The sequence below is a fragment of the Haemophilus sp. HMSC61B11 genome, from assembly GCF_001838615.1.
GTDB lineage: Bacteria > Pseudomonadota > Gammaproteobacteria > Enterobacterales > Pasteurellaceae > Haemophilus_D > Haemophilus_D parainfluenzae_AD.
The window spans coordinates 100578-116163 of sequence record NZ_KV837995.1 but is presented as its reverse complement, the minus strand read 5'-3'; the positions used below and the strand labels follow the sequence as shown (position 1 = coordinate 116163).

Here is a 15586-nt window from a genome sequence, read left to right as displayed (position 1 = left end):
AAAAAAAGCAAATAACACTACATATTGTGTGTTGATCTATTTAATAAAACTATATATAGTGATTTCGTTTTTTTTAAGTTAGCCTATATAGGAGTCATAAAATGAATGCTTTCTTCGTGATTAAGCGTGATGGTTCACGAATTGGGTTTGACCTACAACGTATTACTAATGCAATCAGAAAAGCGGCAAGTGCGGTCAATATTGTTGATGAAATGTATATCCATGATCTGAGCCAGCGAATTAATACCGAGATTTTTAGTCACTATCAGCATGAAATTGATATCAACCAGATTCAAAAAATCGTTGAAGATCACTTAATGACAAGCAAGTATCCCCAAATTGCACGTGCCTATATTGAATATCGTCACGATCGTGATCTTGCTCGTGAAAAACGCAGCCAATTAACCAAAGAAATTGAAGGGCTGATTGAACAAAGCAACGTGGAATTGCTTAATGAAAATGCGAATAAAGATGCGAAAGTGATCCCTACCCAGCGTGATTTACTGGCAGGTATTGTGGCCAAACATTATGCCAAACGTCACATTCTGCCAAGAGATGTTGTTGAAGCCCATGAAAAAGGCGAAATCCATTATCACGACTTAGACTACGCGCCATTTTTCCCGATGTTCAACTGCATGCTGGTTGATCTAAAAGGCATGCTTTCGCATGGCTTTAAAATGGGTAATGCCGAAATTGAACCGCCTAAATCTATCGGCACAGCAACAGCAGTTACCGCACAAATTATTGCTCAAGTAGCCAGCCATATTTATGGCGGTACAACCATTAATCGCATTGATGAAGTCCTTGCACCTTATGTTCAACTCAGTTTTGAAAAACATTTGAAAAACGCTGCACAATGGCAAATTCCGGATGCGGAAGGTTATGCAAAAGCGCTAATTGAAAAAGAATGTTTTGATGCGTTTCAATCCCTTGAATATGAAGTTAACACGCTCCATACGTCCAATGGTCAAACGCCGTTTGTTACCTTTGGTTTTGGTTTAGGTACAAGTTGGCAAGAACGTTTAATTCAACAGTCGATTTTGAAAAATCGTATTCGTGGCTTGGGTAAAAATCACAAAACGCCAGTCTTCCCTAAACTGGTCTTTACCATTAAAAAAGGCGTGAACCAAAACGAACAAGATCCAAACTATGACATTAAAAAACTGGCACTAGAATGTGCATCAAAACGCATGTATCCGGATATTTTAAACTATGATCAAGTGGTTAAAGTCACTGGCTCATTCAAAGCTCCAATGGGTTGTCGTAGCTTCTTGGGAGCCTATGAAGAAAACGGTCATGAAGTGCATGATGGGCGCAATAATTTAGGCGTGGTGAGTTTGAATTTGCCTCGTATTGCTCTTGAAGCACAAGGAGATGAAGAAAAATTCTACCGCACTTTAGATGAACGCTTAGCCCTTGCGAAGAAAGCCTTGCTTACCCGTATTGCTCGCTTAGAAAATACCAAAGCTCGTGTCGCGCCAATTCTCTATATGGAAGGTGCGTGTGGCGTTCGATTAAACGCTGATGATAAGGTCGCGGATATTTTCAAAAATGGCCGAGCATCAATTTCTTTAGGCTATATTGGCATTCACGAAACCATCAATGCACTGTATAAACAAGGGCATATTTTTGACGATGAACAACTACGCGAAAAAGGCATCGCAATTGTGCTTCGTTTAAGCGAAGCGGTCAAACAATGGCAGAAAGAAACGGGTTATGCATTTAGCCTTTATTCCACACCAAGTGAAAACTTGTGCGATCGCTTCTGCCGTTTAGATACCAAACAATTTGGTGTCATTGAAGGCGTTACCGATAAAGGCTACTACACTAACAGCTATCACTTAGATGTAGAGAAAAAAGTGAATCCATACGATAAATTAGACTTTGAAATGCCTTATCCTGAATTAGCGAGTGGCGGCTTTATCTGTTATGGCGAATATCCTAACATTCAACATAACCTGAAAGCACTCGAAGATGTGTGGGATTATAGCTATGATCGCGTGCCTTATTATGGCACTAATACGCCAATAGATGAATGTTACGAATGTGGTTTCACAGGAGAATTTAATTGCACAAGTAAAGGCTTTGTTTGTCCGAAATGTGGCAACCATGACAGTGCAAAAGTGTCTGTAACCCGACGGGTTTGTGGTTATCTCGGCAGCCCTGATGCTCGTCCATTCAATGCGGGCAAGCAGGAAGAAGTAAAACGTCGAGTAAAACACCTATAATGTCACGACATTGATTATGATAAAATAGCTCATCAAAAGTGAGCTATTTTTATTTCAATAAAGAAGGAAATACCATGCCAACACTTGCTCAGATTACCCAATCCATCATGCAAGATCCCGATAATCAATCCTTTACCGCAAAGAGTATCGAACCGCTTTTTGCCGCGCCAACTACCGCTCGTATTAATATTGTCGGACAAGCACCTGGAGTTAAAGCCCAAGAAAGTCGTTTATACTGGAATGATAAAAGCGGTGATCGACTACGTGAATGGCTGGATGTGGATCGTGATACCTTTTATCACTCGGGTATGTTTGCAGTTATTCCAATGGATTTTTATTACCCAGGCAAAGGAAAATCGGGTGATTTACCGCCACGAAAAGGCTTTGCAGAGAAATGGCATGCACCAATTTTAGCTAACTTGCCCAACATAGTGCTCACCATTCTTATCGGGCAATATGCACAAAAATATTATTTACCAGAAAACGAGCTTAATGTGACTGAAACGGTTCACCATTTCCGTGATTTTCTTCCTCACTTTCTTCCGCTTGTTCACCCTTCTCCACGCAACCAAATTTGGCTCAAGAAAAATCCGTGGTTTGAACAGGAGATTGTGCCAACATTACAAAAGCAAGTGAAAGCGATTTTATCTCGTTAAACAAATATCTCATGCACAAAGTGCGGTCAAAAATATCTGATTTTAGCCGCACTTTGCTTTGATACTAATCAATTTTTAGTATGCATTATTTTCTGATTAATTACTCTTATGCTACAATCGGCGGCCATAAAAAATATAAGGAAAAATATGCAATCAATACCCGTCACCAATTCTCAACGAAAAGCCTGGAATAAACAGACTGTTATATTCCTCTTTGATGTTGCACTTTTTTTTATTTTACTGAATACACTTCCTTTTGAACCTGCGGCAAATAAAGGATTATCTTTACTCGCATTTGTAGCCATTTTATGGCTTACCGAAGCCGTCAGTGTAACAATCACTGCATTGTTCGTACCCATTTTATCTGTCTTATTAGGGTTAGCTAATAGTCGTGAAGCTCTCGTTGCCTTTGCGGATCCGACCATTTTCTTATTCTTTGGTGGTTTTGCCCTTGCTACTGCATTAAATGTGCAAAAAATTGACAAAATGATTTCGAATAAAATCATGCAATTAGCGAAAGGTCGTCTCTTTGTTGCGGTGCTTTACCTCTTCTTAGCAACGGCATTTTTATCCATGTGGATGAGTAATACCGCTACTGCGGCGATGATGATCCCGCTTTCAATGACCATTTTAAGTCAGTTAGACCGTAATAAAGATCATAATACTTATGTATTCGTGTTATTAGGGATTGCCTATAGTGCCACCATTGGAGGAATGGGAACACTCGTAGGAAGCCCACCTAATGCCATAGCCGCCTCTCAACTTCATTTAGGTTTTGCTGACTGGTTAATGTATGGCACGCCAGTGATGTTAATTTTATTCCCGCTTATTATTGGTTGGTTATATCTTGTATTTAAACCCAAATTAGGCCTTCATTTTGCTGCTGAATTTGAAAAAATTCACATGACCAAACAACGTGTTTTAACGTTGATTATTTTTATCACCGTAGCGATTCTTTGGATTTTTGGTGGGTACCTCAACCCAATTATTTCTCAATCATTGGGTTTACCAAAACCAATTGGCAGTTTTGACAGTATGGTTGCACTCTCCGCTGCGATTGTCATTTGTGTAACCGGGATCGCAAGTTGGAAAGAAGTACAAGAAAATACAGAATGGGGTGTACTGTTCCTTTTTGGTGGCGGTTTAACCTTAAGCTCAGTATTGACTCAATCTGGCGCAAGCAAAATCATGGCAGATGGTATTGTCTTCATCATTGAAGGCGGCCACTACTATGTGATGGCATTAATTGTTGCCGCCTTTATTGTCTGCTTGACTGAATTTACATCAAACACAGCAAGCGCTGCCTTACTCGTCCCAATCTTTATTTCTATCGCACAAGCCCTGAATATACCACCGCTTGGTTTTGCGATGATTATCGGTTTAGGTGCATCTTGTGCCTTTATGATGCCGGTCGGTACCCCGCCAAATGCGATTGTGTACTCAACAGGTTTTGTTAAACAATCAGAAATGATCCGCGTGGGTAAATTTATTGATTTAACCTGTATGGTCATTATTGCAACCATTGCTTATCTGTTCTGGATGTAGTCTTTAAATCAAACAAGTGCGGTTAAAAATAACGTAATTTTTATTAACCACACTTTTTTTATTTTCTTTACGCAAACGTTTGCGGCGAATAAAAATTAACGTATAATTCGCACAATTTTTTTCTACTTAAGGGAACCTAATGAATAACAATCTACTTTATACCGTGGAAGACAAACCACCTTTCGGATTAAGTTTACTCCTTGCGGCACAACATTTACTTGCCGCACTTGGGGGAATTATTGCCGTACCATTGGTCATTGGTAACGTCTTAAAATTACCTACTGAAGATACCATTACGCTAGTGAATGCTGCACTGCTAATTTCTGGTGTAGTGACCGTTATCCAATGTAAAGGCCTGGGTCCTGTTGGTATTCGTTTGCCAAGTGTGATGGGAACCAGTTTTACTTTTGTTGCTGCTGCACTTTCCATTGGTTTTAGCGAATATGGCATCGCCGGTATTTTAGGTTCTTCTCTCATTGGTTCCTTAGTGATGATTATCGGCAGTTTCTTCATGCCCTATATTCGCAAATTGTTCCCACCACTTGTAACAGGGACTGTTGTCATGATGATCGGCTTAAGCCTCATTCCAGTTGCTGTTGACTGGTTTGCTGGTGGTCAACGTGGTGATGCAAATTATGCGACGCCAGAAAATTTAATGATGGCGAGCTTTGTATTAGTCATCGTTGTTGCTCTCGTGCAATGGGGTAAAGGCATTTTCTCTGCAGCCGCGATCGTTATTGGCATGATGACAGGTTATCTTGTTTGTTTGGCGATGGGCTGGGTGAGCTTTGAAGGAGTAAAACAAGCGCAAACTTTTGCGATTCCACAACCACTACACTTTGGCTTAGCTTTCCCAATTTCAGGCATTATTGGCATGTCCATTGCGTACTTAGTCACAATCGTTGAATCAAGTGGTAACTTCTTAGCATTAGGTAATGCTACCAAAACCGAAATCACTGGCAAACATTTACGCGGTGGCGTTTTAGCCGATGGTTTAGGATCAGCCTTAGCTGCCATTATGTCCACCACGCCATTCTCTTCATTCTCACAAAACATTGGTGTCATTTCTCTAACTGGCGTAGCAAGCCGTCACGTGGTTGCACTAACCGGTGTGCTTCTAGCACTAGCTGGTTTATTCCCTGTATTCGGTGCACTAATTGTTTCAATTCCATTACCCGTATTAGGCGGTGCAGGCTTAATGATGTTTGCGATGATTATCGCTGCGGGTATCCAAATGTTGGATAAAGTCGCACGTAGCAAACGTAATGGTTTAATTATCGCGATTTCCATTGGCTGTGGCTTAGCGGTGACAACTCGTCCAGAATTGCTTGATAAATTACCGCACTTTTTCAAAGAAGTGCTCGGTTCAGGCATTACCGTAGGCTCATTACTTGCCTTAATTCTCAACCTCGTGCTTCCTGAAGATAAAGTGGAAGAAACAAAAGAATAAAAATAGATAGCGAATAAGGGCAGATTAACACTGCCCTTTTCTTTTCCTGTAAAACATTTCTAAAACTGACCGCACTTTGTTAAAATCAGGCATCATTTTCCATTTATGAAGGAATAAAAATGGCAGATTTACCTTTCTTCGTTGAACTCAACGAACAAAATCTTACCGAAACGTTGCAACGTTCGGTGGAAACCCCGCTTGTCATTAACTTTTATGCGCCAAGCCATAAAGAATCGGCAGATTTTACAAAAGTTCTACAACGTGTTGCAAAACAATACCAAGGACAATTTATCCTCGGCTTAGTGAATTGTGAAACAGAGCAAATGATTGCTGCACAATTTCGTATTCAAGCGTTACCAACGACCTATCTTTTCAAAGAAGCTCAAGCAATAGATGCGTTCCCGGGTGCATTAGATGAAGCCAGCTTATTGCAACGTTTGAGTGCGATTTTGCCAAAAGAAGAAGATTTAAAATTCCAAAAAGCCTTGGATTTTTTACAAGTGGAAGATTACGACTCTGCCCTTCCATTACTGAAAGAAGCCTGGGAGCTTTCAGATAAGAAAAACAGCGATGTGGCGTTACTTTATGCGGAAACCTATATTGCCATGAAGAAAACGGAACCTGCGGCAGATATTTTAGCGCAAATCCCTATTCAGGATCGTGACAGTCGTTGGCATGGCTTACAGGCACAGATCGAACTTTTAATTAAAGCGGCTGATACGCCAGAAATTCAGCAATTACAAGCGGATTATGCGAAAAATCCAGCGCCTGAAATTGCGTTGAAATTGGCAGTTCAGCTACATCAAGCCAATCGAAACGAAGAAGCATTGGATTTATTATTTAGCATTCTTAAACAAGATCTTTCTGCGGAAAATGGTGAAGTAAAACAACAGTTTTTATCTATTTTATCAGCCATTGGCAATGCAGATCCTATCACCAATAAATATCGCCGATTGCTGTATTCATTGCTTTACTAATACGATCAACTATTTTTTTATGCATGAAGGCTTTATAATGAACGAATTCCAAAAGCCTCATGCTTTATTTTATATAACAAAGGATTCTTTATGTCAGACGTTAAACACAGCAAATTATTAATTTTAGGTTCAGGCCCTGCAGGTTATACTGCCGCTATTTATGCCGCACGTGCAAACTTAAAACCTGTTTTAGTGACCGGTCTTCAACAAGGTGGCCAACTTACTACCACGGACGAAATTGAAAACTGGCCAGGTGATTTTGAAATGACCACTGGTCCAGGTTTAATGCAACGTATGTTGCAGCACGCTGAAAAATTTGAAACGGAAATCGTGTTTGATCATATCAACAAAGTCGATTTATCTTCTCGCCCGTTCAAACTTTATGGCGATATGCAAACCTTCACATGTGATGCATTAATCATCGCAACAGGCGCATCAGCACGTTATATCGGATTAGAATCTGAAACCGCTTATAAAGGCCGTGGCGTTTCAGCTTGCGCAACCTGTGATGGTTTCTTCTACCGTAATAAACCAGTTGCCGTTGTCGGTGGCGGAAATACCGCAGTTGAAGAAGCGCTTTATTTAGCTAATATTGCTTCTGAAGTGCACTTAATCCACCGTCGCGATAGTTTCCGTGCGGAAAAAATCTTAATCGATCGCTTATACAAAAAAGTCGAAGAAGGCAAAATCGTGCTTCATACTGACCGCACTTTGAATGAAGTGTTAGGCGATAATATGGGTGTAACTGGTGTTCGTTTAGAAAACGTGAAAACCGGCGAAAAAGAAGACGTGAAATTAGATGGTTTATTTATTGCCATCGGCCATGCGCCAAATACTGAAATTTTCCACGGTCAGCTTGAACTTAACAACGGTTATATCGTCGTTAAATCTGGTCTTGAAGGCAATGCAACAGCAACGTCTGTGGAAGGTGTATTTGCTGCGGGTGATGTGATGGATCACAACTATCGCCAAGCCATTACTTCAGCAGGTACAGGCTGTATGGCGGCATTAGATGCTGAACGTTATTTAGATGCACAAGAATAAATAAATTTCCTTGTTTATTTTCCCCTCTTTATCAAAGTGGGAGCAGGGGAGATTTTAAAGAATCAATTCTGTATCAATGAACTCGCCCTTCAAACTCCCTCTCAATAGAGAGGGAGAACTTTTTAAATACTAACTCTACAAATCTATGGACAAACTTCGCCAAAAATATTTACAAAAATGGCTTCGTGCGCAGCAACAACCTGTTAAAAAATTAATGCGCACCAATATTGCCCTTGCCACACTTTCTTCCTTAATTCTTGTGGCTCAAACCTATTTTCTTGCGACATTACTCGACAAGCTCATTATGCAACATGTCGATCGCGCTGAACTGGTTCCCTATTTTATTGTATTAATCATGACTTTTGCTTTACGTGCGGTCATTTTATGGCTACGCGAAAAAATTGGTTTTAAAGCAGGTCGATTACTACGCAATCATATGCGTCAAAAGATTTTAGATAAAATCCATCAAGTTGGTCCCGCAACCATCAATAATAAACCAGCCGGAAGCTGGGCAAGTATCATGCTTGAACAAGTGGAAAATCTGCATAACTTCTATGCGCGTTTCTTACCACAACAAAGTTTGTCTGCCATTGTACCAATGGTGATTTTAATTGCTGTATTCCCGCTCAACTGGGCGGCTGGACTGATTTTGATGGTCACTGCACCGCTTGTGCCAATTTTTATGATTCTGGTAGGGATTGTGGCAGCAGATAGTAGCCAAAAAAATATGGCTACCCTTTCTCGCTTAAGTGCTCAATTCTTGGATCGCTTACGTGGTTTAGAAACCTTGCGTCTTTTCAACCGCACTTCAGAACAAACTCAACATATTGAAAACACAACGGAAGACTTCCGTGAAACGACCATGACAGTACTTAAAATGGCGTTTCTCTCTTCTGCTGTGTTAGAGTTTTTCACCTCTATTTCCATTGCTTTAATGGCGGTGTATTTTGGTTTTAGCTATTTAGGTCAAGTCGAATTTGGTACTTATGGCACCACGCTGACCTTATTTACCGGCTTTTTCTGCTTAATTCTGGCACCAGAGTTTTATCAACCATTGCGTGATCTTGGGACTTACTACCACGATCGTGCAGCCGGTATTGGCGCTGCTGATGCCATTGTCGATTTCTTAGAGTCAGATTATTTAATTGCACATCAAAGCAATGAACAAATTCCAGCACAAAGTGCGGTCGAAATTCAGGCTGAAAATTTAGTGGCACTTTCTCCACAAGGTCAACCATTAACTAAGCCGCTTTCATTCCATATTCCGAAAGAAAGCCATATTGCCCTTGTCGGTCAAAGTGGTGCAGGAAAAACCTCTTTAATCAATGTATTACTGGGTTTCTTGCCTTATGAAGGTAGCTTAAAAATTAACGGTGTGGAACTGAATCAAAGCCGTTTAAGAGACTGGCGCAAACAAATTGCGTGGGTAGGTCAAAATCCATTACTGCTACAAGGCAGCATCAAAGAAAATCTACTTTTAGGCGATATTCAAGCAACTGATGAGCAAATTGAGCAAGCCTTGATTTCTGCTCAAGCGAAAGAGTTTACCGATAAATTAGGTTTGGATAGCGAAATTAAAGATGGTGGCATTGGTGTATCTGTAGGCCAAGCTCAACGCTTAGCGATCGCTCGCGCTTTACTACGCAAAGGCAATTTATTATTACTCGATGAGCCAACGGCTAGCCTTGATGCTCAGTCTGAAAATCTGGTACTTGCTGCCCTTGCAGAAATGAGCCATAACCAAACGACCTTAATGATCACACACCGTATTGAAGATCTAAAACAATGTGACAATATTTTTGTGATGCAAGAAGGTGAAATTGTTCAACAAGGGCATTTCAACCAATTAAAAGATCAAGGCTTCTTTGCCGAATTATTGACTCAACGAAAAGAGGATATTCAATAATGCGTGCTTTACTTCCCTTTTTACGTTTATTTAAATTCGCCAAGTTGCCTTTATTTTTAGGCTTGGTTTTAATGATCACGGGTCTAGCCTCCAGTATTGGCTTACTAACCACCTCTGGTTGGTTTTTAGCTGCAACGGCTATTGCGGGTCTTGGCACGTTGTTTAATTTCTTCTATCCATCTGCTTCTGTGCGTGGGCTTGCCATTAGCCGTACTCTTTTCCGCTATTTCGAAAAGTTGGTGACTCACGATGCAACTTTCCGCATTTTGGCTAAATTACGCGTACAAGTTTTTGAGAAGATTATTCCATTAAATCCTGCAGTGTTAAATCGCTACCGTAACAGCGATTTATTAAATCGCTTAGTGTCTGATGTAGATACCCTCGATAGCCTTTATCTTCGCTTAATTGCGCCATTTATTACGGCTATTTTTGTGATTCTAGCTATGTGTATTGGCCTAAGTTTCATCAATGCTCCTTTAGCCTTAGGTTTAGGCATTAGCCTGCTTTTATTGGTATTCGTTATTCCAACCGTTTTCTACCAACTGGGTAAAAAATTTGGTGATAAACTCGTGCATTCACGCGCACTTTATCGCACGCAATTCTTAGAATTTATTCAAGCTCAAGCGGAATTATTGCTCTTTAATGCCGAAGATAAATTGAAAGATAACATGGCTAAAACTGAAACCAATTGGCAAGCAGATCAACAAAAAGAGGCAAATTTAAGTGGATTTTCAACCGCACTTTCACTCTTTTTAAATGGTTTGATTATCGCCGCAATGTTGTGGTTTAGCTCACAAGCAGAATTTGGCAACGATGAATATCGCATGGCATTTATTGCGCTCTTCACTTTTGCCGCCCTTGCATCGTTTGAAATCTTAATGCCATTAGGCTCAGCATTCTTACATATCGGGCAAGTAATTGCGTCAGCTGAACGCGTAACTGACATTATTGAACAACGACCATTAGTGACCTTTAATGGCAAAGCGGAATTCGATCAAAACGCTACTATATTAATTGAAGCAAAAGATCTTTCCTTTACTTATCCTGAACGTCAAAATCGTGCTTTAGAAAACCTGAATTTAACCATTCAAAAAGGCAAAAAAATCGCGATTTTAGGTAAAACAGGTAGCGGGAAATCCACGCTATTACAGCTTTTAGTGCGTAATTATGATGCCAATCAAGGAGAATTATTCCTTGCTGGCAAGCCAATTGCTGATTATGCAGAAGACACATTATGCAGCCAATTCTGCTTTTTAACACAACGTGTTCATGTATTTAGCGATACGCTTCGTCAAAATCTGCAATTCGCAAGCGCGGTCAATATTTCAGATGAAAAAATGATCGAGGTGTTAAATCAGGTTGGTTTAGGCAAATTATTGGAACAAGAACAAGGCTTAGATATTTGGTTAGGTGATGGCGGCCGTCCACTATCTGGTGGAGAACAACGACGTTTAGGTTTGGCTCGTATTTTGCTTAATGATGCACCAATTTTATTATTAGATGAGCCAACTGAAGGTTTAGATCGTGAAACTGAGCGCCAAATTCTGCGTTTAATTCTTGCCCATGCTGCAAATAAAACCTTAATTATGGTGACTCACCGTTTAACAGCGATTGAGCAATTTGATGAACTTTGTGTGATTGATGAAGCGAAGCTAATTGAAAAAGGCACTTATGCAGAATTACTGCAATTAGAAAAAGGGTTCTTCAAACAACTAGTGGAGCGTGTGTAAAATAAGAAAGGATAAGTTGGGTGGAAATCTTCCCAGCTTATTCTCGGCACACAGAAATTCCGACTTTGGCTGCTTTCTTCCGAACCTGACCGAGTAAATCGGACACCGTTGCGAGAGACCGAGAAGATTTCCATTGATATCGCAATGCGATTAGGTGGGCTATTATGCAAGAATTGGCCCTGTATTGCAAAGGTTAATTTATCAATTCAGTAAATTCGACGAGAAAATCAACCGCACTTTTAAGGTAAAACCATGAACTATCTCCAATACTACCCTACCGATGTTGTAAATGGCGAAGGCACCCGTTGTACCCTTTTCGTTAGCGGTTGTACGCATGGTTGCCGTGGTTGCTACAACCAAAAGAGTTGGTCTTTTGATAATGGCGTATTATTTGATGAAGCGATGGAACAACAGATCATCAATGATTTAAAAGATACGCGCATTAAACGTCAAGGGCTCACACTTTCTGGTGGAGATCCGATGCATCCTCGTAATGTTGAAGCCTTACTTCCTTTTGTACAGCGTGTCAAAAAAGAATGTCCTGATAAGGATATTTGGGTGTGGACGGGATATAAACTGGATGAACTTGATGATTATCAACGTCAAATGTTGCCTTATATTGACGTGCTTATTGATGGGAAATTTATACAAGAACAGGCTGACCCAAGCTTGGTTTGGCGCGGTTCAGCCAATCAAGTGATTTACCGTTTTAAGGTTTAACCGAATAAGGTTAAGCTATTCTGCCAAGCCGTTTCTTTAATTACTTCAGCATTTTCACTTCTTAAATGACATAACGCCTCAAAGGTGTGAACAATTCGCTCCGGTCGATTAGGTTGCCCTTGAAAGCCAAACACTGGCATATCTGGTGTATCTGTTTCTAACACCAACGCCTCTAATGGCAACTTCGCAATCGCTTGGCGGGTTTTATTTGCACGTTCATAAGTAATGGTACCGCCTACGCCAATTTTATACCCTAAGTCCACAAATCGTTTAGCTTGATCATAACTTCCAGAAAAACCATGCACGACACCACATTTTGGTAAATTGGCTTGTTTTAAAAAACGGAATAATTGCTCATGGGATTTTCGGCTATGTAAATTGACCGACAGATTGTATTTCTTCGCTAGATAAAGTTGGCTTTCAAAAAAATGTTGTTGCTTTTGCCATAATTCATCGGTTAATAAATCGGGAATCGCACATTCTAAGCCAATTTCTGCTACGGCTGTACAATTTTGATTACGAACAGATAATGCCGCATCCAATATCTCTAAATCATGCTCTTGATGCTCTTTGATATAAAGAGGATGCAACCCAAGCCCACAATAAAGATGCTCAGGAAAAAGTGCGGTCATATTTTGGATTGTTTTAAAATCCGACTCTTTTACCGCCACAATCAAGATTTTCTGCACATCAGCTTGCTCAGCGTTATCCACGAGCTGAGCTAATGACTCACCAGTGTCATGATGAAGATAATCAAGGTGGGTATGAGTATCGAAGAAAGGCATCGCGTTATTTCACTTAAGAAAAAGGTGTGTAGATTACGCATCCACACACCGAATTAATTATTCGACAGAAACGGATGTAATCACAACATCTTCTGTTGGAACGTCTTGGTGGAAACCTTTATTACCGGTTTTTACTTTCTTGATTTTATCAACCACATCCATGCCTTCTACCACTTCACCGAATACGGCATAACCCCATTCTTGTACCACTTCGCGGCCAAACATCTCTTTTGAACGGTAGTTTAAGAAGTCATTATCTGCCACGTTAATGAAGAATTGTGCCGTTGCAGAATGTGGATCAGAGGTACGCGCCATAGCGATTGTGCCACGTTTATTGCTTAAACGATTGTTAGCTTCATTTTGGATCGGTGCGTTTGTTGCTTTTTCACGCATTCCGCTTTCCATACCACCGCCTTGAATCATAAATCCATCAATAACACGATGGAAAATTGTGTTATTATAGAAACCGTTTTTACAATAATTTAAGAAGTTTTCTGCGGTGATTGGCGCTTTATCAAAATCAAGTTTAATTTTAATATCGCCAAAATTTGTGTGTAATGTAACCATGTTGTTTTCCTCTTGAAAATTAAGGCATTCATTATTCCACAAATGGCAAGAAAGTGCCACAAGGAGCAGAAAAAGTGCAGTCGAATTCCAATCAGAAGAGAAAAAATATGTTAAAGATCTTTAATACTCTCACTCGTGAAAAAGAAGTGTTCAAACCTATCCATGAAGGAAAAGTGGGTATGTATGTGTGCGGCGTGACCGTTTACGATTTATGCCATATTGGCCACGGCCGTACCTTTGTGTGTTTTGATGTGATCGCTCGCTATTTACGCTCTTTAGGCTACGATTTAACTTATGTGCGTAATATCACGGATGTGGATGATAAAATCATTAAACGTGCATTAGAAAATAAAGAAACCTGCGATCAACTTGTAGATCGTATGGTGCAAGAAATGTATAAAGATTTTGATGCATTAAACGTATTACGCCCTGATTTCGAGCCTCGTGCGACACATCATATTCCTGAAATTATTGAGATTGTGGAAAAACTGATTGCGCGTGGTCATGCTTATGTCGCCGATAATGGCGATGTGATGTTTGATGTGGAAAGCTTTAAGGAATACGGTAAATTATCACGCCAAGATCTTGACCAATTACAAGCGGGTGCACGTATTGAAATTAATGAAATCAAGAAAAATCCAATGGATTTCGTGCTTTGGAAAATGTCAAAAGAAAACGAACCAAGCTGGCCGTCCCCATGGGGTGCAGGTCGTCCAGGTTGGCACATTGAATGTTCGGCAATGAACTGTAAACAACTTGGTGAGCATTTTGATATTCATGGTGGCGGTTCTGATTTAATGTTCCCACACCACGAAAATGAAATCGCCCAATCTTGCTGTGCTCATGGTGGCCAATATGTGAATTATTGGATCCATTCCGGCATGATCATGGTAGATAAAGAAAAAATGTCGAAATCCCTCGGCAACTTCTTTACCATTCGTGATGTATTAAACCACTACAATGCAGAAGCGGTGCGTTATTTCTTACTAACGGCACACTATCGCAGCCAACTCAATTATAGTGAAGAAAACTTGAATTTAGCACAAGGTGCATTAGAACGTTTGTACACCGCTTTACGTGGCACCGATCAAAGTGCGGTTGCTTTTGGCGGTGAAAATTTTGTGGAAGCCTTCCGTGAAGCCATGGACGATGATTTCAATACGCCAAACGCTCTTTCTGTCTTATTTGAAATGGCGCGTGAAATCAATAAATTGAAAACTGAAGAGGCAGAAAAAGCCAATGGTCTTGCTGCTCGTTTACGTGAATTAGCGGGTATCTTAGGTTTACTTCAACAAGATCCAGAAAAATTCTTACAAGCGGGCTCTGACGATGATGAAGTCGCAAAAATTGAAGCGCTTATCAAACAACGAAACGAAGCCCGTGCCGCTAAAGATTGGACTGCAGCAGATGCGGCACGTAATGAACTTACGGCAATGGGTATCGTGTTAGAAGATGGCGCCAACGGCACGACGTGGCGTAAACAATAATCTCACTTTGATACAAAAACTGCGGTCAAATTGACCGCAGTTTTTCTTTTAAGAAGAAAGCATTACATTTTCGGTTTTTCCATTGTTTTTGCTTTTTTCTTCATTTCTTTTGCTTTCATTTCTTTTGTTTTCATATCATCAGATTTCATTCCTTCTGATTTCATATTATCCATTTTCATGTCGTGAGATTTCATATCATGAGATTTCATCATCCCATCAGATGCCATTTTGTCATTTTGCATTGGCATAGCGTCTTTTGTCATCGGCATGGAATCTTTTGTCATCGGCATGGAATCTTTTGCCATCGACATTTCATTAGATTTCATATCGGTCGCATAAAGACTGGTTGCGAAGAAAAGTGCAGCAATAGCAGTAAAGGTTGTTTTTGAAGTAATATTTTTCATTTTGAATCTTCCTTAATTTGTGAATAATTAGCATTGGATGGAAAGGTTTCCCCTTTCATTATCATTAGACGAATGAGAAATCTATTT

13 protein-coding genes and 1 other RNA gene are annotated in these 15586 nt (G+C 40.2%); 10 read left to right on the top strand and 4 right to left on the bottom strand.

The features are described 5' to 3' along the window. Positions 1-101 precede the first annotated feature (101 nt). From nrdD to cydC, 8 genes are all read left to right on the top strand, one after another. A complete protein-coding gene (gene nrdD, locus HMPREF3263_RS07805; protein ID WP_070853158.1) occupies positions 102-2228 on the top strand; it encodes an anaerobic ribonucleoside-triphosphate reductase in 2127 nt (708 codons plus the stop codon). 74 nt (positions 2229-2302) lie between these two features. After that, the gene (locus tag HMPREF3263_RS07800; protein WP_049371557.1) at positions 2303-2884 is read left to right on the top strand and encodes a uracil-DNA glycosylase family protein; all 582 of its coding nucleotides are present in this window, start codon (positions 2303-2305) and stop codon (positions 2882-2884) included. Positions 2885-3031: 147 nt separating this feature from the next. Further along, positions 3032-4429 carry a DASS family sodium-coupled anion symporter gene (locus tag HMPREF3263_RS07795; protein WP_070853157.1) on the top strand — a complete coding sequence of 466 codons (1398 nt, stop codon included), beginning with the start codon at positions 3032-3034 and terminating at the stop codon, positions 4427-4429. Between the two features lie 139 nt (positions 4430-4568). Next, complete coding sequence (locus HMPREF3263_RS07790) at positions 4569-5879, top strand: nucleobase:cation symporter-2 family protein (RefSeq protein ID WP_070853156.1); 1311 nt, start codon at positions 4569-4571, stop codon at positions 5877-5879. Positions 5880-5998: 119 nt separating this feature from the next. Then, positions 5999-6856, top strand: a complete 858-nt coding sequence (locus HMPREF3263_RS07785; RefSeq protein ID WP_070853155.1) for a co-chaperone YbbN — start codon at positions 5999-6001, stop codon at positions 6854-6856. 90 nt (positions 6857-6946) lie between these two features. Beyond that, a complete protein-coding gene (gene trxB / locus HMPREF3263_RS07780) occupies positions 6947-7900 on the top strand; it encodes a thioredoxin-disulfide reductase (RefSeq protein WP_070853154.1) in 954 nt (317 codons plus the stop codon). 145 nt (positions 7901-8045) lie between these two features. After that, positions 8046-9806, top strand: coding sequence for a heme ABC transporter permease/ATP-binding protein CydD (cydD, locus tag HMPREF3263_RS07775; protein ID WP_070853153.1), 1761 nt, complete (start codon positions 8046-8048; stop codon positions 9804-9806). Beyond that, entirely contained in the window at positions 9806-11536 is a 1731-nt protein-coding gene (cydC, locus tag HMPREF3263_RS07770) for a heme ABC transporter ATP-binding protein/permease CydC (RefSeq protein WP_005697700.1), read from the top strand. The genes cydD and cydC overlap by 1 nt, the downstream gene beginning before the upstream one ends. Before the next feature lie 26 nt (positions 11537-11562). Here the strand turns inward: cydC and ffs are convergent. Beyond that, positions 11563-11661, bottom strand: an RNA gene (gene ffs / locus HMPREF3263_RS07765) — signal recognition particle sRNA small type. Positions 11662-11788: 127 nt separating this feature from the next. Here ffs and nrdG point away from each other — a divergent pair. Continuing rightward, positions 11789-12256: an anaerobic ribonucleoside-triphosphate reductase-activating protein gene (gene nrdG, locus HMPREF3263_RS07760; protein ID WP_005696501.1), complete on the top strand. Its 468-nt coding sequence runs from the start codon at positions 11789-11791 to the stop codon at positions 12254-12256. Here nrdG and HMPREF3263_RS07755 read toward each other — a convergent pair. After that, positions 12253-13041: a TatD family hydrolase gene (locus HMPREF3263_RS07755; RefSeq protein ID WP_005697749.1), complete on the bottom strand. Its 789-nt coding sequence runs from the start codon at positions 13039-13041 to the stop codon at positions 12253-12255. The genes nrdG and HMPREF3263_RS07755 overlap by 4 nt on opposite strands. Positions 13042-13098: 57 nt before the next feature. After that, the gene (locus HMPREF3263_RS07750; RefSeq protein WP_005699853.1) at positions 13099-13608 is read right to left on the bottom strand and encodes a peptidylprolyl isomerase; all 510 of its coding nucleotides are present in this window, start codon (positions 13606-13608) and stop codon (positions 13099-13101) included. A gap of 107 nt (positions 13609-13715) precedes the next feature. On the opposite strand from HMPREF3263_RS07750, the gene cysS reads away from it, so the two are divergent. Further along, complete coding sequence (cysS, locus tag HMPREF3263_RS07745; protein WP_070853152.1) at positions 13716-15095, top strand: cysteine--tRNA ligase; 1380 nt, start codon at positions 13716-13718, stop codon at positions 15093-15095. 62 nt (positions 15096-15157) lie between these two features. On the opposite strand, the gene HMPREF3263_RS07740 is transcribed toward cysS, so the two are convergent. After that, positions 15158-15499 carry a hypothetical protein gene (locus tag HMPREF3263_RS07740; RefSeq protein ID WP_049370109.1) on the bottom strand — a complete coding sequence of 114 codons (342 nt, stop codon included), beginning with the start codon at positions 15497-15499 and terminating at the stop codon, positions 15158-15160. Positions 15500-15586 lie beyond the last annotated feature (87 nt).